General features: G+C 69.2%; 20 protein-coding genes and 1 pseudogene. 10 read left to right on the top strand and 11 right to left on the bottom strand.

Annotated elements, in window-relative coordinates; genetic code table 11:
- Positions 1 to 112: 112 nt before the first annotated feature.
- The 3 genes from RMO30_RS01535 (at position 113) to RMO30_RS01525 (ending at position 2,350) form a co-directional block, all read left to right on the top strand.
- Positions 113 to 394: a hypothetical protein gene (locus RMO30_RS01535; RefSeq protein ID WP_309708579.1), complete on the top strand. Its 282-nt coding sequence runs from the start codon at positions 113 to 115 to the stop codon at positions 392 to 394.
- 425 nt (positions 395 to 819) lie between these two features.
- Positions 820 to 1,722 carry a DNA-3-methyladenine glycosylase 2 family protein gene (locus tag RMO30_RS01530; protein WP_309708577.1) on the top strand — a complete coding sequence of 301 codons (903 nt, stop codon included), beginning with the start codon at positions 820 to 822 and terminating at the stop codon, positions 1,720 to 1,722.
- 70 nt (positions 1,723 to 1,792) lie between these two features.
- Positions 1,793 to 2,350, top strand: coding sequence for an acyl-CoA thioesterase (locus tag RMO30_RS01525; protein ID WP_309708575.1), 558 nt, complete (start codon positions 1,793 to 1,795; stop codon positions 2,348 to 2,350).
- On the opposite strand, the gene RMO30_RS01520 is transcribed toward RMO30_RS01525, so the two are convergent.
- Positions 2,347 to 3,897: an NAD(P)/FAD-dependent oxidoreductase gene (locus RMO30_RS01520; RefSeq protein ID WP_309708573.1), complete on the bottom strand. Its 1,551-nt coding sequence runs from the start codon at positions 3,895 to 3,897 to the stop codon at positions 2,347 to 2,349. The two genes, RMO30_RS01525 and RMO30_RS01520, sit on opposite strands and share 4 nt — an antisense overlap.
- Positions 3,894 to 4,391: a MarR family transcriptional regulator gene (locus RMO30_RS01515; protein WP_309708570.1), complete on the bottom strand. Its 498-nt coding sequence runs from the start codon at positions 4,389 to 4,391 to the stop codon at positions 3,894 to 3,896. The genes RMO30_RS01520 and RMO30_RS01515 overlap by 4 nt, the downstream gene beginning before the upstream one ends.
- A 175-nt stretch (positions 4,392 to 4,566) precedes the next feature.
- On the opposite strand from RMO30_RS01515, the gene RMO30_RS01510 reads away from it, so the two are divergent.
- Positions 4,567 to 8,028 carry a bifunctional proline dehydrogenase/L-glutamate gamma-semialdehyde dehydrogenase gene (locus RMO30_RS01510; RefSeq protein ID WP_309708568.1) on the top strand — a complete coding sequence of 1,154 codons (3,462 nt, stop codon included), beginning with the start codon at positions 4,567 to 4,569 and terminating at the stop codon, positions 8,026 to 8,028.
- An 82-nt stretch (positions 8,029 to 8,110) separates the two neighbouring features.
- On the opposite strand, the gene RMO30_RS01505 is transcribed toward RMO30_RS01510, so the two are convergent.
- Positions 8,111 to 8,548, bottom strand: coding sequence for an Lrp/AsnC family transcriptional regulator (locus tag RMO30_RS01505; protein ID WP_309708565.1), 438 nt, complete (start codon positions 8,546 to 8,548; stop codon positions 8,111 to 8,113).
- A gap of 103 nt (positions 8,549 to 8,651) precedes the next feature.
- Here RMO30_RS01505 and ddaH point away from each other — a divergent pair, with 103 nt between their 5' ends.
- The 5 genes from ddaH (at position 8,652) to RMO30_RS01480 (ending at position 14,230) form a co-directional block, all read left to right on the top strand.
- Positions 8,652 to 9,521, top strand: coding sequence for a dimethylargininase (ddaH, locus tag RMO30_RS01500; protein WP_309708564.1), 870 nt, complete (start codon positions 8,652 to 8,654; stop codon positions 9,519 to 9,521).
- Positions 9,522 to 9,533: 12 nt separating this feature from the next.
- Positions 9,534 to 10,760, top strand: coding sequence for an ornithine--oxo-acid transaminase (gene rocD, locus RMO30_RS01495; RefSeq protein ID WP_309708561.1), 1,227 nt, complete (start codon positions 9,534 to 9,536; stop codon positions 10,758 to 10,760).
- A gap of 67 nt (positions 10,761 to 10,827) precedes the next feature.
- Entirely contained in the window at positions 10,828 to 11,937 is a 1,110-nt protein-coding gene (locus RMO30_RS01490) for an acyl-CoA dehydrogenase family protein (protein ID WP_309708558.1), read from the top strand.
- A 10-nt stretch (positions 11,938 to 11,947) separates the two neighbouring features.
- A complete protein-coding gene (locus tag RMO30_RS01485; RefSeq protein WP_309708555.1) occupies positions 11,948 to 12,784 on the top strand; it encodes a fumarylacetoacetate hydrolase family protein in 837 nt (278 codons plus the stop codon).
- A 78-nt stretch (positions 12,785 to 12,862) separates the two neighbouring features.
- On the top strand, positions 12,863 to 14,230 hold the full coding sequence (locus tag RMO30_RS01480) for an aminomethyl transferase family protein (protein ID WP_309708553.1): 1,368 nt from the start codon (positions 12,863 to 12,865) through the stop codon (positions 14,228 to 14,230).
- On the opposite strand, the gene RMO30_RS01475 is transcribed toward RMO30_RS01480, so the two are convergent.
- The 4 genes from RMO30_RS01475 to RMO30_RS01460 form a co-directional block, all read right to left on the bottom strand.
- Positions 14,212 to 15,006 (bottom strand): CAP domain-containing protein, encoded by a 795-nt coding sequence (locus RMO30_RS01475; protein ID WP_309708551.1) that lies wholly within the window; start codon positions 15,004 to 15,006, stop codon positions 14,212 to 14,214. The genes RMO30_RS01480 and RMO30_RS01475 overlap by 19 nt on opposite strands.
- Before the next feature lie 43 nt (positions 15,007 to 15,049).
- Positions 15,050 to 15,715 carry a prolyl oligopeptidase family serine peptidase gene (locus RMO30_RS01470; protein ID WP_309708548.1) on the bottom strand — a complete coding sequence of 222 codons (666 nt, stop codon included), beginning with the start codon at positions 15,713 to 15,715 and terminating at the stop codon, positions 15,050 to 15,052.
- 146 nt (positions 15,716 to 15,861) lie between these two features.
- The gene (locus RMO30_RS01465) at positions 15,862 to 17,133 is read right to left on the bottom strand and encodes an alpha-hydroxy acid oxidase (RefSeq protein WP_309708545.1); all 1,272 of its coding nucleotides are present in this window, start codon (positions 17,131 to 17,133) and stop codon (positions 15,862 to 15,864) included.
- A gap of 8 nt (positions 17,134 to 17,141) precedes the next feature.
- Positions 17,142 to 17,786 (bottom strand): GntR family transcriptional regulator, encoded by a 645-nt coding sequence (locus RMO30_RS01460; protein ID WP_309708542.1) that lies wholly within the window; start codon positions 17,784 to 17,786, stop codon positions 17,142 to 17,144.
- Positions 17,787 to 17,906: 120 nt separating this feature from the next.
- Here RMO30_RS01460 and RMO30_RS01455 point away from each other — a divergent pair.
- Positions 17,907 to 18,607: pseudogene (locus RMO30_RS01455) on the top strand (head GIN domain-containing protein).
- A 10-nt stretch (positions 18,608 to 18,617) separates the two neighbouring features.
- Here RMO30_RS01455 and RMO30_RS01450 read toward each other — a convergent pair.
- The 4 genes from RMO30_RS01450 to RMO30_RS01435 all read right to left on the bottom strand — a co-directional run.
- Complete coding sequence (locus RMO30_RS01450) at positions 18,618 to 19,424, bottom strand: CoA ester lyase (RefSeq protein ID WP_309708538.1); 807 nt, start codon at positions 19,422 to 19,424, stop codon at positions 18,618 to 18,620.
- Entirely contained in the window at positions 19,421 to 19,897 is a 477-nt protein-coding gene (locus tag RMO30_RS01445; protein ID WP_309708535.1) for a MaoC family dehydratase, read from the bottom strand. Before RMO30_RS01445 ends, RMO30_RS01450 begins: the two co-directional genes overlap by 4 nt.
- Before the next feature lie 10 nt (positions 19,898 to 19,907).
- Positions 19,908 to 21,074: an acyl-CoA dehydrogenase family protein gene (locus RMO30_RS01440; protein WP_309708532.1), complete on the bottom strand. Its 1,167-nt coding sequence runs from the start codon at positions 21,072 to 21,074 to the stop codon at positions 19,908 to 19,910.
- On the bottom strand, positions 21,071 to 21,483 hold a 413-nt coding region (locus RMO30_RS01435; protein WP_309708529.1), incomplete at its 5' end, for an acetyl-CoA carboxylase biotin carboxyl carrier protein subunit. The genes RMO30_RS01435 and RMO30_RS01440, both read right to left, overlap by 4 nt.

The following is a 21,483-nucleotide window of genomic DNA, read 5'->3' as shown; positions in this document are numbered from 1 at the left end:
TACGTCGTGCGGCTCGCCGCGGAGATGTGCTCGCCTTCTGCACCCGGGAGTCGCTAGAGTCGGCGGCGGTACGACGATCGTCGTTCCCTGTAGATCTCAAGGAGATTCACCTATGACCACCCCTGCTCCCGCTCCGGCCCCCGGCCCCGCGCCCGTCGCCGACGGAAAGACCCTCGGCATCGTCGGTCTCGTCCTGGCGTTCGTGTTTTCGCTTGCCGGTCTGATCGTCAGCATCATCGCCCGCAAACAGTCGAAGGCCGCTGGCGTCGAGAACACCCCGGCGACGATCGGCATCATCGTTAGCATCATCGGCCTCGTCATCGGCGTGATCGCGATCATCGCCAACATCGCGCTGTTCGCGACCCTCGGTGTCGCGAGCTACACCACGTACTGATCCCTTCGGGAATTGGTGAAGAGTCGGAGCGCGCCCACGGGCCGCTCCGACTCCTCCGTTTCGGACGCGCACCTGGGCACCTTGTCCCGGGGTCGCTAGTGTCGGTGGCGAACCAGTTTGCCCTCTGATGGGCGCGTGCGCCGAGTATGGCCCGGGCGTTCACGACATCAGCCGTCGGCGGGCGTGGATAGAGTTCTGTCGTGACTACGCCCGCCGTCGTCGGCGATACCGATCGAGCCCTCGGGGTCGTCGGACTGGTTTTGCGATCGCCTTCTGGCCCATCGGCATCGCGGTGAGCATTGTGGCGATCGTACGTTCGAGCCGCGCCGGTCGGGTCAGCCGCGCCGCCCTGCTCGGACTCGTGGTCGGCATCCTGGCGTTTCTTGCGACAGCCGCTCTCGCCTCCGTCTAGCAGCATCCCCCACATGCTGAGCGCGCGCTACGCCCCCGCCGAGCGGGTGTCGCTCGGGCTCGTGCTCGCGCCCCTTCGGCAGGGAGCGGGCGACCCTACTTGCCGGCGTGACGAATCCGGCTGGTGGCTGGCTCTGGCGACCGCCGGCGGCGTGGCGACGCTTCGGCTGCGTGAGGTGGTGGGGGCGGTGGAGGCGATGGCCTGGGGCCCGGGAGCCGAGTACGCGATCGCCGGCGTTCCCGATCTGCTTGGTGCGCGGGACGAGACGAGCGGCTTTGATCCGACGCGACACCCTGTGGTCGCCACGCTGCACGGGCGGTTCCCGGGGCTGCGGCTGACGCGGGCAGCCCGCGTCATGGCGTTCCTCGTGCCGACGGTACTGGGGCAGAAGGTCAGCGGTCTCGAGCAGAAACGCGCCTGGCGCGGGTTGGTGCTGCAACACGGCGAGCCGGCTCCGGGCCCGGCACCGGCCGGGATGCGGGCCGCGCCGGTGCCTGCCGTATGGAAGCGGGTGCCCTCGTGGGAGTGGCACACCGCGGGTGTCGGACCCCGGCGTTCCGACACTGTCATGCGGGCGGTCGCGGTGGGTGACGCTCTTGAACGCACCGTGACGATGGATGCGGCCGAGGCATCCCGGCGCCTCCGCACGATCCCGGGCATCGGGGTGTGGACCGCCGCTGAGACGGTGCAGCGCTCGCACGGCGACCCGGATGCGGTGAGCGTCGGCGACTCCCACGTGAGCAAGCGCGTCGGCTGGGCCCTCACCGGCAAACGGGTCGACGACGACGGGATGCTCGAGCTGCTGGAACCCTGGCGCGGCCATCGGCAGCGCGTCGTGCGTCTGATCGAGGCTGCCGGGATCGGCTACGAACGGCACGGGCCACGGATGACGATCGTCGACAACCGCCGACGCTGATCGCCGCGTGCGGCTGTGCGCAGCCGACATCCGGCTTTCCGTTCAGCGGCTGAACAGGTTAGCTGCCCCCATGGATCCGATTCGGCGCTTCTCCCGCATGTTGCGCATCTCGGTCGGAGCGCGCCGCCGGGCGCCGCTCGACGTGCACGAGGTGTCGATCGTGCACGACCGCGTCTGGCCGACCGACCTCGACGAGCTGCGGCACATGAACAACGGCGTCTACCTGTCGCTGCTCGACCACGCGCGACTCGACCTCATGCTGCGTTCGGGTGCGTGGCGGAAGCTACGTGCCGAGAAGGTCTACCCCGTTGTGACGGCGCAGTCGATCGCCTACCGCAAGTCGCTCGAACTCGGGCAGCGGTTCCAGATCGAATCGCGCATCATCGGCTACGACGACCGGGCGGTCTACATCGAACAACGGGTCGTCTCGAAGAGCGAGATGTACGCGCGCGCGTTCGTGCAAGGCCGATTCCTGCGGGATGCCGGCGGCGTAGCGCCGATCCAAGAGGTCGGCGACATCGTCGGCGTCGTGACTGCCGATCTTCCGGCGCCCGAGTGGCTCAGCGAGTGGTCGGCAGAGGTCACCCTGCCCTCGACCCGGCAGCCTGCTCCCTCCGACTGGAGCTAGGCGCCCTCGAGCACGGCCATCGCGGCGTTGTGACCGCCGATTCCGCTGACGGCGCCGCCACGCTGAGCGCCCGACCCGCAGCGCAGGATGCGGGAGTGCTCGGTGGCGACGCCCCAGCGCTCGGCAGGCGTGCTCAGAGGCACGTCGTCTTCCGCGAACGGCCAGTCGAGCGGTCCGTGGAAGATGTTGCCACCGGGCATCCGTAGGGCGTGTTCGAGGTCGAGCGTCGTCTTCGTCTCGATGCACGGGCGGCCGTCGCCGTCGGCAAGCACGAGGTCGGCCAAAGGTTCGCCGAGCACCGCGTCGAGGGAGCGCAGCACGGCGGCCTCGAACTCGGAGCGTCGTGCCTGGTTGTTCCCCTCGTCGACCAACCGGTCGGGTGCCTGCAGTGCGAACACGGTGAGGGTCTGCGCCCCGGAGGCGCGGAGTTCGGGCGAGAGGATGCTCGGGTCGGTGAGCGAGTGACAGTAGACCTCGCACGGCATCGGGTCAGGCACGCGCCCGGCGACCGCTTCGGCGTACGACGCCTCGAGCCGGTCCCATCCTTCATTCGCATGGAACGTGCCGCCGAATGCCGCCGCCGGATCCACAGCGGCGTCGCGCAGCCGCGGAAGGCGCTTCAGCAGCAGGTTGACCTTCACCTGGGCACCCTCGGGGCGGGGAGCCGTTTCACCGAGCAGCCGGGCCAGCTCGAAGGGTGCTACCCCCGAGAGCACGGTATCGGCGGCGACTCGGTGTTCCTCGTCCCCGCGGCGATAGGTCACCTCGCCGTCGGGGGTCAGCGCCGTCACCTCGGCATCCGACACGAGGTCGGCGCCCGCCTCGACGGCCGCGCGCCACAGTTCCCCGCTCACCGCGCCCATGCCGCCGACGGGCACATCCCAGTCGCCCGTTCCGCCGCCGATCACGTGGTACAGGAAACAACGGTTTCCGTGCAGCCCGGGGTCGATCGGCGGAGCGAAGGTGCCGATGAGGGCGTCGGTCGCGACAACCCCGCGCACGAGGTCGTGAGCGAACGCCGCCTCGATGGTCCGCCCGACGGGCTGCTCGATGAAGGCATCCCAGGTGGCGTCGTCGCCGAGCAGTCGCCGCGCTTCGGACCGGGTCGGCAGGGGTTCGGTGACGGTGGGGAAAAGCGCGGCGGCGAGCCGGGAGGTCGCGTCGGAGAACGACCCCCAGGCGTCGGCATCCGGGCCTGCCCCGATCGCGGCGAACGATGCCGCCGTAGCCGCCGGGTCGCCGGTGTCGACGAGCAGCCCGGTGTCGGCGCCCGGCTTCGGCGTGTACGACGAGTAGCGCCGACGGGCGAGGCGGATGTCGAGCCCGAGGTCGCCGATGATGCGCTGCGGCAGCAGGCTCACCAAGTAGGAGTAGCGGGAAAGCCGTGCCGAGACACCGGGGAAGGCGTCGGCCGAGACAGCGGCACCGCCGAACGACGAGAGGCGCTCGAGCACCACGACACTTTTGCCGGCGGCGGCCAGATAGGCGGCGGCGGTGAGGGCGTTGTGTCCGCCGCCGATGATCGCGACGTCGACGGCGCGGGTCACGCGGCGCCGGCGGACGCGTTCGCCGCTTCGGCCTCGCAGGCGGCGTTGAGCTTCGCCAGCACCCGGGACGTCGCCCGCAGCATGGTCTGCTTCTCACCCTCGTCGAGCTCGTCGAAGAACAGGTCGCGGATCGCGGTCGCGTTTTCGCGCATCGCTCCGAGAAGTGCCCGCTTGCCCTCGGCGGCGAGAGTCACCCAGGTACCGCGGCCGTCACTCTCGCAGACGACGCGCTTGACGAGTCCGCGAGCCTCCATGCGCGCGACCTGATGCGAGACCCGGCTCTTCTCCCAGGCGAGCAGGTCGCCGAGCTCGCCGGTGCGCATCCGCCGCTCAGGGGCTTCGAAGAGCGTCACGAGGATGCCGTAGTCGGCCTGCGAGATGCCGGCGTCGCGCTGCAGTTGACGGTCGAGTTCGCGAGAGAGCTGTTCGTTCATGGCGCGCATGGTGTGCCACAGGTCCCAGTCGGCGTTCGGAACTTCGGAGACGGTCGACATGGTCCGATGTTACTCGGCAGAACTGGTTGACACATCTTCTTTCCATCCTGTCGCCTGGGCCGGCGCGCTCCGCGACGTTCGCGCGTCGAAGGCGCGCTCGCCGCAACCTGAACACCGGCTGGGTGTCGCCCGTCCGATCCCTGACGGCGGCATCCGGCGGCCTAGTCTCGGAGTCATGCCGCATTTGCGCCCGAGCGATCTGCCGTCGTTCGAAGCCATCGAGCAGCAGGTGCGCCAGTGGCTCGAGGCAAGCGCCGATGCGCCGGTCGACCCGGGGGCCGAGCGGCTCGCGGGATTGCTCAAGGATCCGCGTGGCCTCGAGTTCACCCTCGGCTTCGTTGACCGAGTGATCCGACCCGAAGACCGCCGCGTGGCCGCGCGCAACCTCGAGCGGCTCTCGCGTCGGGTCCCGCAGTTCCTCCCCTGGTACCTGCGCATCGCCGTCGTGGCGGGCGGCGGCTTCGGGATTCTGCTGCCGCGGCTTGTCATCCCGATCGCACGGTGGGTGTTCCGGCATCTCGTGCGGCACCTCGTCGTCGACGCGACCCCGAAACGGCTTACCCGTACCCTCGGCAAGCTGCGGCAACCAGGGGTGCGGCTCAACGTCAATCTGCTCGGTGAGGCGGTGCTCGGCGAACAGGAGGCGACGCGTCGGCTCGCCGGAATCGCGGACCTGCTCGCCCGGCCCGACGTCGACTACGTCTCGGTCAAGGTCTCGTCGATCGCGAGCCAACTCCCGGCCTGGGGCTTCGACGAGGCCGTCGAGCGCGTCGTCGAGAAGCTCATTCCGCTCTATGAGCAAGCCGCCCGGGCGCGCGGACAGAAGTTCATCAACCTCGACATGGAGGAGTACCGCGACCTCGACCTGACGATCGCGGTATTCACCCGGCTGCTTGCTCGGCCCGAGCTGACCGACCTCGAGGCGGGCATCGTGTTGCAGTCCTACCTGCCCGATGCGCTGCCGGCACTCGAGCGGCTCACCGGGTGGGCGCGTGATCGGGTGGCCGCCGGAGGGGCCGGAATCAAGGTGCGCATCGTCAAGGGCGCCAACCTCGCGATGGAGGGCGTCGACGCGACCGTGCACGGCTGGCCGCTGGCGACCTGGGGCTCGAAGGTCGAGACCGACGCGCACTACAAGCGGATGCTCGAATACGCCCTGCGCCTCGAGAACACCGACGCCGTACGGATCGGGGTAGCCGGCCACAACCTGTTCGACCTCGCGTTCGCCCACCTCCTCGCAGAGAGCAGGGGGGTGTCGCGTCGCGTCGAGTTCGAGATGCTGCTCGGAATGGCCCCGGCGCTCGCCGACGCAGTGCGGGCCGACGCGGGCGGCGTTCTGCTCTACACGCCCGTTGTCGCGCCCGACGAGTTCGACGCGGCGATCAGCTACCTCGTGCGCCGGCTCGAAGAGAACGCCAGCCCGGCGAACTTCCTGCCCGCACTCGTCGACCTTGACCTTCCCGAAGTCTTCGAGCGCGAGGCCGGTCGGTTCGCGGCGTCGCTCGAGCTGCTGAACCGCCGGGTGCCCACCGCCTACCGGGTGCAAGACCGCTCCCATCCGGTGGTGCCGCGAGCGCCCGAGTCGTTCGCGAACGAGCCCGACTCCGATCCCGCCGCACCGGGCAACCGGGCCTGGGCGCGCGACGTGCTCGGTCGTGCCGGGTCGTCGACCCTGGGCCGCGAAACGCTCGCTGCATCCCGACTGACCGACGTCGACCTGGTGGCAGACCGGGTGCGGCGGGCCGCGGCCGCGGGTGCTCATTGGGGCGGGACTCCGGGCAGCACGCGCGCTGAGTATCTCGATCGCGCGGGCGAGGTGCTCGCAGCGTTCCGCAGCCGGTTCATCGAGGTCATGATCGCCGAAACCGGCAAGACTCTCGCCGAAGCGGATGTCGAGGTCAGCGAGGCAGTCGACTTCGCCCACTACTACGCCGATCGCGCCCGCGAGCTCGCCGGCATCCAGGGCGCCGTCTTCCGGCCGGTGGCGCTGACAGTCGTGACCCCGCCGTGGAACTTCCCGGTGTCGATCCCGGCGGGCGGAGTGTTGTCGGCCCTCGCCGCCGGCAGTGCCGTGCTGTTGAAGCCGGCGCCCCAGGCCGGGCGGTGCGGCGCGGTGCTGGCCGAAGCCCTCTGGGAGGCGGGGGTGCCTCGCGAGGTGCTCGGGCTCGTCGACGTCGGCGAAGGTGACGCCGGTCGCGCGCTCATCACCGCCCCCGAAGTCGGCCGCGTGCTGCTCACCGGGTCGATCGAGACCGCCGCTCTCTTCGCGTCCTGGCGTCCCGACCTGCCGCTCTTCGCCGAGACGAGCGGCAAGAACGCGATCATCGTCACGCCGAGCGCCGACCTCGACCTCGCCGTGGCCGACATCGTGAAGAGCGCCTTCGGCAATGCCGGGCAGAAGTGCTCCGCTGCATCGCTCGCCATCCTGGTTGGCTCGGTCGGCACTTCCGACCGGTTCCGCCGACAGCTGGCGGATGCCGTCACGAGCCTCGCCGTCGGCCCGCCGAGCGACCCGGCGACCCAGATCGGCCCACTGGTGGAGCCAGCGACCGGCAAACTCGCGCGCGGACTGACGAAACTCGGCGACGGCGAGAGCTGGCTGGTCACACCGCGTCAGCTCGATGCAACCGATCGGCTGTGGTCACCGGGCGTTCGGGATGGCGTTCAGCCCGGAAGCGACTTCCAGCGCACCGAGTTCTTCGGTCCGGTGCTCGGGCTCATGACAGCGTCGACGTTGACCGAGGCGATCGCGCTGCAGAATGCGACGGACTACGGACTCACCGCCGGCATCCATTCCCTCGATGTGCGCGAGGTTGCGGTGTGGCTCGAGGGGGTCGAGGCGGGCAACCTGTACGTCAACCGGCCGATCACCGGGGCGATCGTGCGGCGGCAGCCGTTCGGCGGGTGGAAACGCTCGTCGGTCGGCCCGGGCGCGAAGGCGGGCGGGCCCAACACCCTGTTCGTGCTCGGCGACTGGCTTCCGGAAGCGGGCGAGCCGAGCGACGACCTCACCCTCGACGGACTCGACGACCGCGTGCGCACCGTGATCGAAGAGTTCCAGCCGGTGCTCGATTTTCCGAGCTTCGACGCGGTCCGGCGGGCGGCATTCGACGACCAGGAATGCTGGACGCGCGAGTTCGGCCGCAGCCACGACCCGTCGGCACTCGGCGTCGAGCGCAACGTGTTCCGCTACCGCCCGACCGAGGTCGTGCTGAGGCTCGCCGAGAACGCACCCCTCGCCGACCTGGCGCGTCTGCTGTGCGCCGGCGTTCGTGCCCGGGCGAAGCTGCTCGTCAGCACCGCGACGCCCCTGCCGGCCGGACTGCTTCCGCTCGTCGACGACGGCACCCCGCTGGGCCGCTCGCCGCTGGGCATCCTCGGCGTGAAAGTCGAGACCGACGCCGCATTCCTGGTGCGATCCGCGGAAGGGCTGCCCTCCCGCATCCGCCTGATCGGTGGCGACCCTCTGGCTCTCGCGACGGCCCTCGGCGGCTCACCCGACGTCGCCGTCTGGTCGGGCGCGGTGACCCTGGCCGGGCGGATCGAGCTGCTGCCGTTTCTGCGTGAACAGGCGGTGTCGATCACCGCGCACCGCTTCGGCACCCCCGACCGCGACTTCGGCTCCCTCGTCGTCTGAGGGTCACCTCAGCTCATGAGATATCCCATTTGGGATATCTCACCCCGAACGACATCCCATGTGGGATGTCTCACACCGGCACTCAGTCGTAGGAGCGATGCACGAGGCGCGAGAGCACGATGGCGCTTCGGGTGTGGTCGACGGTGGGGGCGATGCGGATGCGCTCCAGGGCGTCTTCGAGGCTCGGGATGTCGCGGGAACGCACGTGCACGATCGCGTCGGCGTCGCCGGTGACCGTCGCGGCATCTTGCACTTCGGGCACGGCGGAGAGGATGCGACGCAGCTCCTCGGGCGCGACGGTGCCGCGGCAGAACAGTTCGACGTACGCCTCGGTGGCGAGGCCGTCGACGATCGGGTCGACCTGCACGGTGAAGGCGCGGATCACCTTGTCGGCGACGAGCCGGTCGACGCGCCGCTTCACCGCGGACGCGGAGAGGCCGATTCGGTCGCCGATATCGCCGTAGCCGGCGCGGGCGTTCTGACGGAGCAGATCGATGATCCCGTAGTCGAGGTTGTCCACGAACCGAGGGTACGCCGGATCCTTGCGCGAGCCGAGGCGGATTCGCGTCAGACGTGCGTGCTGCGCCCGGAATATCCGGATGCGTGCGTGCGATGCTGGCTGTATGCGTCAAGTCGCCGCCGCGCTGGCTAGTGAGGGACCCGCCGCCGTTGAGCGGGTCGCGGTGCACAAGACCGTGCTCATGTGCCGCCCGGATCACTTCACCGTGAGCTACCGAATCAACCCGTGGATGCATCCCGAAAAGCCCACCGACACCGCGCTCGCCGTGCGGCAGTGGGAGGAGTTGTACCGTATCTACGAGGGGCTCGGCTTCGACGTCGAGCTGATCGACCCGCTGCCCGGGCTGCCCGACATGGTCTACGCGGCGAACGGCGGGTTCACCCTCGACGGGATCGCCTACGGTGCGCGTTTCCAGTACGACGAGCGCGGCCCCGAAGGGCCGGCGTACATGGACTGGTTCCGGTCGCACGGCTTCGAGGTCGTTGAGCCGGTGTCGATCAACGAGGGCGAAGGTGACTTTCTGCTGGTCGGGGAGCGCATCCTGGCCGGAACGGGCTTCCGCTCGGATGCGGGTTCGCACGACGAACTCCGCCGGATCTACGGGCGGGAGGTCGTCACGTTGACGTTGATCGACCCCGCGTTCTACCACCTCGACACCGCGATTGCGGTGCTCGACACCGTTTCGCACGCGGGCGCCGGCAACATCGCCTACCTGCCGAAGGCGTTCGACGAGGCTTCGCAGCAGATCATCCGCGACCTCTATCCGGATGCCGTGACGGTGAACGACGACGACGCCGCGGTGCTCGGGCTCAACAGTTTCAGTGACGGCAAGAACGTCGTCATCGCCTCACGCGCCGTCGGGTTCGAGGAGTCGCTCCGCGAGCGCGGCTACACCCCGATCGGCGTCGACCTCTCCGAGCTGCTGCTCGGCGGTGGCGGAGTGAAGTGCTGCACCCTGGAACTGAGACGGTAGGGACTTGCGCCGATGAGCACCAGGACGGGCATCTCCTCCGAGGCCGCGATCGAGCTGGTCGAGCGGTTCGGCGCGCACAACTACCACCCCCTCCCCGTCGTTGCGGCGTCGGCCGAAGGGGCGTGGATCACCGACCCCGAGGGCAACCGGTATCTCGACTGCCTGGCCGCGTACTCCGCGGTGAACTTCGGGCACGGGCATCCCGTGCTGCTCGCGGCCGCGCGGGAACAACTCGACCGGGTCACCCTCACCAGCCGGGCCTTCCACAACGACCGGCTCGGGCCGTTCCTCGCCGCTCTCGCACGTCTGGCGAAGAAGGACATGGTGTTGCCGATGAACACCGGCGCCGAAGCGGTCGAGTCGGCGATCAAGGTGGCGCGCGCGTGGGGGTATCGCGTGAAGGGCGTCGCCGACGGCCGCGCGAAGATTCTGGTCGCCGACGGCAACTTCCACGGACGCACGACCACGATCGTCGGGTTCTCGTCCGACCCGCAGGCGAAAGACGGCTTCGGTCCGTTCACACCGGGGTTCGTCAGCGTTCCGTACGGCGATGCGGCCGCGCTCGAGGCTGCCCTTGACGATGACACCGTCGCGGTGCTGCTCGAGCCGATCCAGGGCGAGGCGGGTGTCGTCGTGCCGCGCCCCGGATACTTCGCCGAGGTGCGCCGGATGACCGCCGAGCGCAACGTGCTGTTCATCGCCGATGAGATCCAGTCGGGTCTCGGTCGCACCGGAGCGACTTTCCAATGCGACAACGAGGATGTCGTACCCGATTTGTACCTGCTCGGTAAGGCACTGGGCGGCGGAATCGTGCCGGTGAGCGCTGTGGTCGGGAACGCCGACATCCTCGGGGTGTTGCGCCCGGGCGAGCACGGCTCGACATTCGGCGGCAACCCGCTTGCGGCAGCCGTCGGACTCGCGGTCGTCGAACTGCTCGAAACCGGGGAGTACCAGGCACGGGCACGCGAGCTCGGCGCCCACCTGCAATCCCGGCTTCGGGCTCTCGTGGGGCACGGCGTCGCCGCGGTGCGCGGTGCGGGACTCTGGGCGGGCGTCGACATCGACCCGAGCCTCGGAACGGGCCGCGAGGTGTGCGAGCGACTGATGGCCCGCGGCGTCCTCGTGAAGGACACCCACGGCTCCACCATCCGCTTCGCTCCCCCGATCGTCGTCGAGAAGGCTGATCTCGACCTCGCCGTCGACGCCCTCGAAGCGGTGCTGCGCGACCTCAAGAAGTAGCCATTTGCCCGAGATGGTCGACCTTTCTGCCCGAAAGTCGACCATCTCGGGCAGATAGCCTGAAGCGGTGTCCCCGTTGACGCCTGACCTTCTCGCCCGCATCCGGGAGCGCGCCCCCGGGTACGACCGCGAGAACGTCTTCTTCACCGAGGACCTCGACGAGTTGCGCGCCGCCCGGTATCTCGCGCCGCGGTCGCTGCTCGAAACAGTGCGCGACCAGCGGCTGCTCGCGGCCTACGCTCCGGCGACTGCACTCGGCATCAACATGCATCATGTCTGGGTCGGGGTCGCCCGCGTGCTGCACGATCGCGGCGACGCGAGCCTCGACTGGGTGTTGCGGGATGCCGGGGCGGGCGAACTGTTCGCGTTCGGCAACAGCGAGCCGGGCAACGACCTCGTGCTGTGGGACTCGCTCACCACCGCCGAAACCGCCGAGGGGGGTTTCGCGTTCACGGGTAGCAAGATCTTCACCTCCCTCGCCCCCGCGTGGACCCGGCTCGGGGTGTTCGGGAAGCAGCAGGACGGCCCCGACGGCCCGCGACTCGTGCACGGGTTCCTGACCCGGGATGCCGCTGGCGTCGAGACCCTCGAGGACTGGGACACGCTCGGGATGCGAGCCACCTCCAGTAACACGACATGGCTCGACCACGCCGTCGTCCCCGACGCGCGCATCTCGCGGTTCCTGCCGGTGGGCCCGAACACCGACCCGTTCGTGTTCGCGATCTTCGCCAACTTTCTGCTGCTGATCGGCTCGGTGTACGCCGGCATCGCCGACCGCGCTCTCGAGCTCGGCGTCGAGGCGGCGCAGAAGCGCACCTCGCTCAAGACCGGCACGACCTCCGATCAGGACCCCGACATCCGCTGGCGTCTTGCGGATGCCGCGCTCGCTCTGGATGCGCTGCGTCCCGACCTCGAGACATTGGCGGCGGATGTCGACGGCCTCGTCGATCACGGAGCGGACTGGTTCCGCAGGCTGACGGGCGCGAAGCATCGGGCGACCGAGACCGCACGCCGCGTCGTCGATCAGGCGATGCGCGTCGCGGGCGGCGGAGGATACCGCTCGTCGAGCGAACTCGCCCGGCTGCAGCGTGACGTGCTCGCGGGCATTTACCACCCGTCGGACACCGAGTCGGTGCACGCCACCGTGGCCACCAACCTGCTGGGACCGATCGCATGAAGGCAGCACCGTGAAACTGGCAACCCTGCGCCGCGACGCCGACACCGTCGCGATCCGTCTCAAGGACGATGGGGCGGTCGAGATCGCGGGCTTCGCTGACGTCGGCACGCTGCTCGCCGACCCCGACTGGCGGGCGATCGCCGAGCACGCCGCGGGGCGCTTCTTACCGGTCGGCGACATCCCCGACGACGCCTGGGCACCGGTCATTCCCGCTCCCCGCAAGATCGTCTGCGTCGGCGTGAACTACCGCGAACACATTCGAGAGATGGGTCGTGAGGAGCCGGCTTTTCCCACCCTGTTCACGAAGTACCCGGAGTCGCTCATCGGCGCGGGCGACGCGATCGTGCTGCCCCCGCACGCGGCCGAAATGGTCGACTGGGAGGCCGAACTCGCGGTCGTCATCGGCTCGCACGTGCGCCGCGCCGACGAGGCCACCGCGGCAGCTGCGATCGCCGGCTACACCGTTCTCAACGACGTGAGCATGCGCGACTGGCAGAACCGCACGCTGCAGTGGCTGCAGGGCAAGAGTTTCGAGAACTCCACCCCGGTCGGCCCGGTGCTCGCGACCCCCGACGAGGTGCCGACCTCCGCTCGCATCAGCACCGAGGTCGACGGCGAGGTGGTGCAGGACGGCCGCATCGACGACCTCGTGTTCGGGCCGGCAGCGATCGTGGCGTACATCTCGCAGGTCTTCCCGCTCGATCCCGGGGACATCGTCGCGACGGGCACTCCGGGCGGCGTCGGGCACGCCCGAACACCCCCGCGGTACCTCGCGCCGGGTCAGGTGGTCGTGACGACGATCGAGGGCATCGGGTCGCTGCGGAACGCCGTGGTAGCCGGCGCGTAGTTTCCACAAGCTGGAAATCAGCTCACGGATGCGGCGCTGGCTTCGTAGGGTGACGCCCACGACCCAATGGAGGATCTCGTGACCATCACCGCTACTGGAGTGCAGAGTCTCGCTGACGCCATCGCCGAAGCCGGCAGCCCCGTCGAGTACCTGCGCAACGCCCAGTCCCGCCCCACGGTCTTCCCCGTGGCGCCGGAGTTCAGCAACTGGCGCAGCGAGCAACAGTCGTGGCGCACCGGCTGTGCGCTGCTCGACCAGTCGCACCACATGACCGACCTCTTCGTCACCGGGCCGGACGCCCTGAAGTTGCTGCAGGATCTCGCGGTGAACTCGTTCGCGAGATTCCGGGTCGACAACGCGAAGCAGTTCATCGCGGTCAACCACGAGGGCTTCATCATCGGCGACGCCATCCTGTTCTATCTCGCCGACCAGTCGTTCGACCTCGTCGGCCACCCGTTCGCAATCGACTGGGTGCGCTACCACGCAGAGATCGGCGACTATGACGTCGAGCTCGAGCTCGACGGCAACTCGATCGTGCGACCCGGTCCGCCGAAGCTCTACCGCTACGAGCTGCAGGGTCCGAACGCACTGACGATCGTCGAGCGGCTCATCGGCGGCGAGGTTCCGGAGACGAAGTTCTTCGGCATGGCGACGTTCACGATCGCCGGGCACACCGTGCGGGCGCTGCGCCACGGCATGGCCGGGCAGCCGGGGTTCGAGCTGTTCGGGCCCTGGGCGGAGGGCGACGCGATCCGCGCCGCGATCCTCGACGCGGGCGCCGACCTCGGCATCACGCAGGTGGGTTCGATGGCGTACTCGTCGGCCAACCTCGAATCGGCGTGGGTGCCGTCGCCGACCCCCGCGATCTTCAGCGGCAAAGGAATGGATGCCTACCGCGGCTGGCTCCCGGCAGCGCGGGCCGGCTCGATCGCCGGGTCGGTCGAGTCTCCCGAGATCGAGGACTACTACGTCACCCCGTGGGATCTCGGCTACGACCGCAGCGTCAACTTCGACCACGAGTTCATTGGCAAAGCCGCGCTCGAAAAGATGTCGGCGACGCGGGCGAAAGTCACCCTCGTCTGGGACGAAGAGGATGTCGCCGCCGCAATGCGTTCGCTCTTCGAGGAGGGGCTGCCGGCGAAGTACATCGCCCTGCCGAAAGCTCGATACGGCTTCTTCCAGGTCGACAAGGTGCTGCTCGACGGACGCCAGATCGGCATCTCCCACGACTGCGGCTACATCGTGAACGAGCAGACCTTTGCCTCCTTGGCCTCGGTCGAACTCGGCTACGCCGAGCCGGGGACGCAGGTCAGCGTCGTCTGGGGCGAGAACCCCAACTCGCGCAAACCCGCGGTGGAGCCCCACCGGCAGGTCGAGATCCGCGCGACCGTCGCCCCGGCTCCGTTCTCGGCCGAGGCGCGGGAGAACTATCGCTCGAGCAGGTAACGCCGCTGGGTGGTGGTGCGGATTCCGGCGACGGCGATGAGCAGCACGCCGGTGGCGATGAAGGCCCACGACCAGTCGGGCGCTGTGACGTCGACGCGGGGGGCGCTGAACGGCGCGACACTCAGCGAGGTGACCTTTGCGGCCGGGTCGGCGACGGGTTCCTCGGCCGACTCGTCCGAAGCGGGGAGCGAGAAGGTCTCGAGCTCTTCGACCGGTGCGGCGGCGGGTGCCGACCCGGCCACCGGAGCCGGAGCTGGCGGAGCTGGTGCTGCGGCGACCGGGTAGTTGGCGAAGACCTGCACGCCCCAGGTGGTGCCACCCGCGACGAGGAACGCCACCCCGACGGCGGTGTAGTCGCCGAGGATGTTGGCGCGGTGGCCGGGAGAGGCCATCCACTCGGAGTGCATCTGGTTTGCATCCACCTGTCCGCGAGCCACGTTCTCACCGGCGCGCGACCATCCCGCGGGGATCTGTGCCGGGTAGTTGGGGTTGTGCGCGAGCACGCCGCTCGCCGCGAGCTGGTTGGCCCAGGCGGCGGCGACTTGGTCGAGGGAGCCGTTGCGCACGAGCGCGTTCTGCCCGTTCGCGGCGCGAGCCTGGTTCACCAGGGAGTAGATGTCGTCGGCGGGAGCTGCGGCCGCCGAGGCGGCAGGGATGAGTAGGGCGGAGGTCGCGAGCAGCAGTGCGGCGAGCCAGCTGGAAGTACGACGCTTTGTCGTGGCGGGGGAGGCGGGGGAGGCGGTGATGACCTCGGGGGTGGGGGTCGGGTGGTGCATTCCCTATTGTCACCCGGGTCGACGCGGAGGGGGAGGTTCCGGCCTAACTGGGGGTGCGGGGCAACCACCCTTCCTCGCGGAGCCACGCGGAGCAGAGGTCAGTCCACTGGCGCGCGTCGCCATCACCCTTCGCGCGGGCGAGGTTGAGCCCGTGGCGGCCCTTCGCGAAGACATGAAGCGCGTGCCGCACCCCTGCAGCGGCGAGCGCCATCCCGAGCAGGTAGCTGTGTTGCACCGCAACCGCGGCATCCTCGGCGGTGTGCCAGACGAAGAACGGCGGGGCATCGGGCGTCACGAGCAGGTCGACGCTCGTTGCCGCACGCAGGTCGAGGGATGCGTCCGGACCGAGGAGGGTTTCGCGCGACACCTGATGGGTCGGCAGCATCATCGATTCGACCGGATAGCAGAGGATGGCGAGGTCGACGCGCTCGCGCGCCGTTGCACCAGGAGCGAGGGCGGAGTGACCGGCGGCGTGCCCGCCCGCAGAGAAGCCGAGGAGCGCGATCCGCTCGGCCCCGGCATCCCGTCTGGCGCGAATCTCGCCCCGCACCGCGTCCAGCACCGCGGGGTGGCGGGTGTTCACCGGGTAGGAGAAGTAGCTCGCCGACAGCCCGAGGCTTTCGAGCCACGAGACGATGGGCGCGGACTCGTTCTCGGAGATGCGGGTGTAGCCCCCGCCCGGCAGCACGATCACGTGGTCACGGGTCACCCGTCCATCCTGAACGCTGTTTGCCCGGAATGGCTGACCTTCGCGCGCGAAAGTGCACCATCTCGGGCAAACAGCCGAGTCCGCCGGGGAGAGGATCCCGCGGCGGCCACCGCCACAGCGCCGCCGCGGGACCTTGCGGGCTCGGTTCAGCGAGCTCGGGGCGTCAGCCGCTCGAGCTGCGTGACGTGTTTCGGGGTGAGCTCGTCGAGGGAGGAGACGCCGAGGAGTTTCATCGTGCGCACCAGCTCGGTGCTGAGGATCTGGATCGTGCGGTCGACTCCGCGCCGCCCGCCGGCCATCAGCCCGTACAGGTAGGCGCGGCCGATCATCGTGAACCTCGCGCCCAAGGCGATGGACGCGACGATGTCGGCGCCGTTCATGATGCCCGTGTCGATGCCGATCTCGACGTCTTTGCCGACTTCCCGGGCGACGGCAGGCAACAGGTGGAAGGGGATCGGCGCGCGGTCGAGCTGACGGCCGCCGTGGTTGGAGAGGATGATGCCGTCGACCCCGACCTTCGCGAGCTTCTGAGCATCCTCGACGTTCTGCACGCCCTTGATGACGATCTTGCCCGGCCACGTGGAGCGGATGATCTCGAGGTCGGCGTAGGAGATCGTCGGATCCATCGCGGCGTCGAGCAGCTCGCCGACCGTGCCGCCCGTCGTCGACAGGCTCGCGAACTCGAGCTTCGGGGTCGTCAGGAAGTCCCACCACCACCAGGGCCGCGGGATGGCGTTGAGGATCGTGCCGACCGTGAGCGCCGGGGGAATCGAGAAGCCGTTGCGCTTGTCGCGCAGCCGCGCCCCGGCGACCGGGGTATCGACCGTGAACTGGAGGGTGTCGAATCCGGCGGCCGCCGCGCGTTCGACCAGGCCGTACGAGATCTCGCGATTGCGCATCACGTAGAGCTGGAACCAGTTGCGCCCCTCGGGGTTCGCGGCCTTCACATTCTCGATCGACGTCGTGCCGAGGGTCGAGAGCGTGAACGGGATGCCCGCCGCCCCAGCCGCGGACGCCCCGGCGAGTTCGCCCTGGGTGTGCATGAGCCGGGTGAATCCGGTCGGCGCGATCGCGAACGGCAGTGCCGACGGCCCGCCGAGGATTATCGACGAGGTGTCGACATCCGCAGCTGGGCGCAGGATCGAGGGGATGAATTCGACGTCTTCGAATGCCTGGCGCGCGCGCGTCAGCGACAGCTCCTGCTCGGCGGCGCCGTCGGTGTAATCGAAGGCGGCCCTCGGGGTGCGCCGCTTCGCGATGACGCGCAGGTCGGCGATCGTGAGAGCGCTCTGCAGGCGACGCTCGGTGGCGCTCCAGGTGGGCTTCTTGAACTTCAGCAGCTCGAAGATCTGGGCGGGGCGGGGAACCTGGCGGCTCTGCTTCTGGGGATCGCGGGGCTTCTGGGGATCGCGGGACATCGTGCTTCCTAGTGGGTGTGGTCGTAGTGCGTGAGAAGGGCGGCCTCAGCGGCGTCGATATGGGCGCCGGCGAGGTCGGCCGCTGCGGCCTGGTCGCCCGCCGTCACGGCGTCGAGGATGCGCTGGTGCTGCGCCGCGACATCCCTCACCGGCAGCAGGTGGTGGGCTTGCACCTGGCCGATGCACAGCTCGATCTCGCCCATCAGGGCGGCGTGCATGCGGGCGAGGCGAGGGCTGGGTGACCCGGTGACCAAGGCACGGTGGAAGGCGGCGTCTTGAGCGGCGAAGGCGCCTCCGGCGCGTGCGATGTCGAGCAACGCGCGGTGCGCACTGAGGGCGGCGGCGGGAATCGTGCCACCGCCGGCGAGAGAGGCCAGCGCCGCCGCCTCGATGAGCCGCCTCGTTGCGAACAGGTCGACGATGTCGTCGCGGCTGAGCTCCGGCACCCGAGCCGCGCGATGAGCTTCACGGCGGAGCAGTCCGTCGGCGACGAGCCGCTCGATCGCGAGCTTCGCGGTGGGGCGGGCAACGCCGAACCGCAGGGCGACGGCCGATTCGGTCAGGGTCGAGCCGGGCGGCTCGGACTGGTCGATGATGCGCCCCCTGAGCGTCCCGAAGATCGCATCCGGCATCGTTGCGGGCTGGAGTGACATTGTCAGGCAATCTAGCAGATTGTCTAACAGTCGGCGAGCGGTCGAGCGAGCTCGACCCGACCATGGTTCGGGGGGTTCACCCGACAGCGGAATCCGCCGCCGACTGGCAGCGTGGGGCGCATGAAGCCTCGCCTCCTGGCCCTCACCGCCGCCACCGCACTCGTCGCCGTTGCCCTCACCGGGTGCGTTCGGGTCGGACCGATGTCCTCCTCCACCCCGGAGATCGACGACGTGTCCGCCGTCGTGCTCGACACGAGCGGAGATCTGACGATTACCGAAGGGGACCCGTCGCTCACGATCCACGCGCCCGCGGGCATCCTCGACCGACTCACCTCAGAGGTGCGTGACGGTGTGCTCGTGCTCGGCCGACGCCCCGGCTTCGCGTCGTTCGGCTTCGCCGAGATCCGCTACGAACTCACCGTTCGGAGTCTGGAATCGATCGAGATCAACGGATCGGGGGATGTCGAGTCGACGGTCTCCGGCGAGGAGCTGACGATCGAGATCAACGGCTCGGGTGACGTCGTGGTCACAGGCCTCGACGCCGAAACCGTCGAGCTGCGCGCCGACGGATCCGGCGACATCGAACTTATGGGCGACGCGGGTTCGCTCGCCGCAGAGATCGGCGGCTCAGGGAGGTCGAATCTTCCGACCTCGAGGTGCGCAACGCCTCCGTCTCGATCAGCGGTTCCGGCGAGGTCGACCTCCATGTCACCGACACGCTCGAGGTCGAGATCTCGGGCAGCGGGACGGTGCGCCATCGCGGCGGCGCGACCGTCGAGGCCGACATCTCAGGGTCGGGCGACGTGGAGTCCGACGACTAAGCGTCGGGCCCTACGGCTTTGAGCCCGCGCGACGAAGGACGGACTCGGCGTGACGCAGCACGGGGCCGTCGATCATCCGGCCTTCGTGTGGGAAGACGGCACCGCCGGTGCCCGCGGCATCCAACAGTCGCCGCGCGGCGGCCACCTCTTCGGCGGACGGCCGGTAGGCGTCGCGAATGACGGCGACATGCGACGGATGGATGCACGCGGTCGCCGCGAACCCGCTCGCGACGGCGTCTTCCGCTTCGGAACGCAACCCGGCGAGGTCGTCGATCGCGAGGTGCACGGCGTCGATCGCCGCTATGCCGGCAGCCCCTGCGGCGAGCAACACCATCGCTCGCGCGTGGCGCGCGACATCCCGGTAGCCGCCGTCGCGGTCGCGGCTCGAGGTGCCGCCGAGCGATGCGATGAGGTCCTCAGCGCCCCACATGAGTGCGATGACCTCGGGCCGTCGGGCGAGGTCGCGCGCGTCGAGCACCCCGGCCGGGGTCTCGCACAACGCGATGACCTCGAATCCGGGCACCGAGGGAAGCGTCGCATCGGCTTTCGCGACCATGACCCGGCGGTATGGCGTCGCGGCGAGCGCGGCGAGGTCGGCCGCGAAGTCGACGGTCGACGGCGGGTTGACGCGCACGAGAACCCGGGCGGGGTCGAGCGGATGCTCGGCGAGAGCTGCTCGCGCGGCGGGCTTGCTCGCTGGCGCAACCGCATCCTCGAGGTCGAGGATGACCGCATCCGCCCGCTCGAGCGCTTTCGCGAACCGGTCGGGCCGGTCGCCGGGGCAGAACAGCAGCGCCGGGCCGAGGTCGAAGATCACTCCGGGCGCCCTTCGAGCGTCCAGACCAGGGTCGTGCGCACGGCCCGGGCGACGATCTCGTCGTCGTGCCGACGCCCGAGGTGTTCGAGTGTCACGATGCCCTGACCCGGCCGCGACTCCGACAGTCGCTTGCCGAGCACCGTCGTCTCCGAGTACAGCGTGTCGCCGAGCCGCAGCGGGGCCGGGAACTGCACCTCGGTGAAACCGAGGTTGGCGACGACGGTTCCGAGCGTGAGCTGGGTGACCGACGCCCCGACGATCGTCGAGAGCGTGAACATCGAGTTGACCAGACGCTCGCCGAACGGTTGTTGCGCTGCCCAGTGCGCGTCGAGGTGCAGGCCCTGCGTGTTCATGGTGAGGGTGGTGAACAGCACGTTGTCGGCTTCGGTGACGGTGCGCCCCGGGCGGTGCAGGTAGCGCACGCCTTCCTCGAACTCCTCGAAGTAGAGTCCCCGTTGCTCGATCTCGCGCATGAGGGTCAACCTAGGCGGTCAGGCCGAGTCCGCGCGAGATCACCATGAGCTGCACTTCGGTCGTGCCTTCGCCGATTTCGAGGATCTTCGAGTCGCGGTAGTGCCGCGCAACCGCGTTCTCGTTGAGGAAGCCGTAGCCCCCGAAGATCTGCGTCGCCTCGCGAGCGTTGTCCATCGCCGCCTCGCCGCACACCATTTTCGCGATCGAGGCTTCGGTCTTGAACGGCTTGCCGTGCACGAGTTTGAGTGCGGCGTCGTAGTAGCACAGCCGGGCCTGATGCACGCGGGCCTGCATTTTCGCGAGCTTGAACGCAATGTGTTGGTTCGAGCCGATGCTGCGCCCGAAGACGTTGCGTTCCTTCGCGTAGCGCAGCGCCTCCTCGAGGCATCCTTGCGCGGCACCGGTGGCGAGGGCGGCGAACGCGATGCGGCCCTCGTCGAGCACCCGCAAGAAATTCGCGTAGCCGCGGCCGAGTTCGCCGAGCAGGTTCGACTCCGGTACGCGCACGTCGACGAGAGTGAGCGGATGCGTGTCGGAGGTGTGCCAGCCGACCTTGTCGTAGCTCGCCTCGACGGTGAACCCGGGGGTATCGGCCGGTACGAGAATCGACGAGAGTTCGGCGCTCATGGTCCCGTCGGCATTGCGGGATTCGCCGGTCACCGCCGTGACTGTGACGACACTCGTGATCGCGGTGCCCGAGTTGGTGATGAACTGCTTGGTGCCGTTGATGACCCACTCGGCGTCTTCGAGCACCGCCGTGGTCTTGGTGGCGCCGGCATCCGACCCGGCTTCGGCTTCGGTGAGCCCGAAGCCGGCGAGCGCTCGGCCGCGCAACAGGTCGGGCAGCCAGCGCTCCTTCTGCTCGTCGGTGCCGTGTCGGTAGATCGGCTGGATGCCGAGTCCGACCCCGGCCTCGAGGGTGACGGCGATGCTCTGGTCGGCACGGGCGAGCGCTTCCACGGCCAGGCAGAGTGAGAAGTAGTCCTTGCCCTGCCCGCCGATCTCAACGGGGAAGGGCAGCCCGAACAGCCCGAGGTCTCCCATCTGCGCGATGATGTCGAGCGGCAGGCGGCGTTCGGTGTCGTACTGGTACGCCGCGGGTGCAACGACCTCGTCGGCAAACGCTTCGACGGTGTTCTGAAGCTCCTGCTGTTCGGGCGTGAGTTCGTAGTTCATGCGCTCTTCATCTCCTGCTGTTCGGGCTCGAGGTCGGGTTCAACGACGGCGACCACTTGGTCGAGTCGGACGAGTTCGCCGGAGCGCACGCGCAGGCGCACCGTTCCGGAGTGCGGGGCGACGAGGGCGTGTTCCATCTTCATCGCCTCAACGGAGAGCACGGTGGCGCCCGATTCGACGTGTGCGCCGTCGTCGACGGCGAGCATGACGACGGTGCCCGGCATCGCGGCACGGAGTTCGGGTGCTGCCGGGCCGGTCGAGCGGTCGATCACGGCGAGGGCGCGGGTGAGTCGCTCGGCGCGCGTCGGAACGGGCAGCTCGACCGTTCGACCGTCGCGGTGCAGCCAGACGACGTGTCCGCCGGGTACCCGCTCGACAGCGACGAGAGCGTCAACCGCGAGGCCAGCAT

The organism is Pseudolysinimonas sp., from assembly GCF_031389465.1.
Classification (GTDB): domain Bacteria; phylum Actinomycetota; class Actinomycetes; order Actinomycetales; family Microbacteriaceae; genus Pseudolysinimonas_A.
The sequence above is the reverse complement of the archived record's forward strand: the minus strand, read 5'-3'. Positions and strand labels throughout refer to the sequence as shown.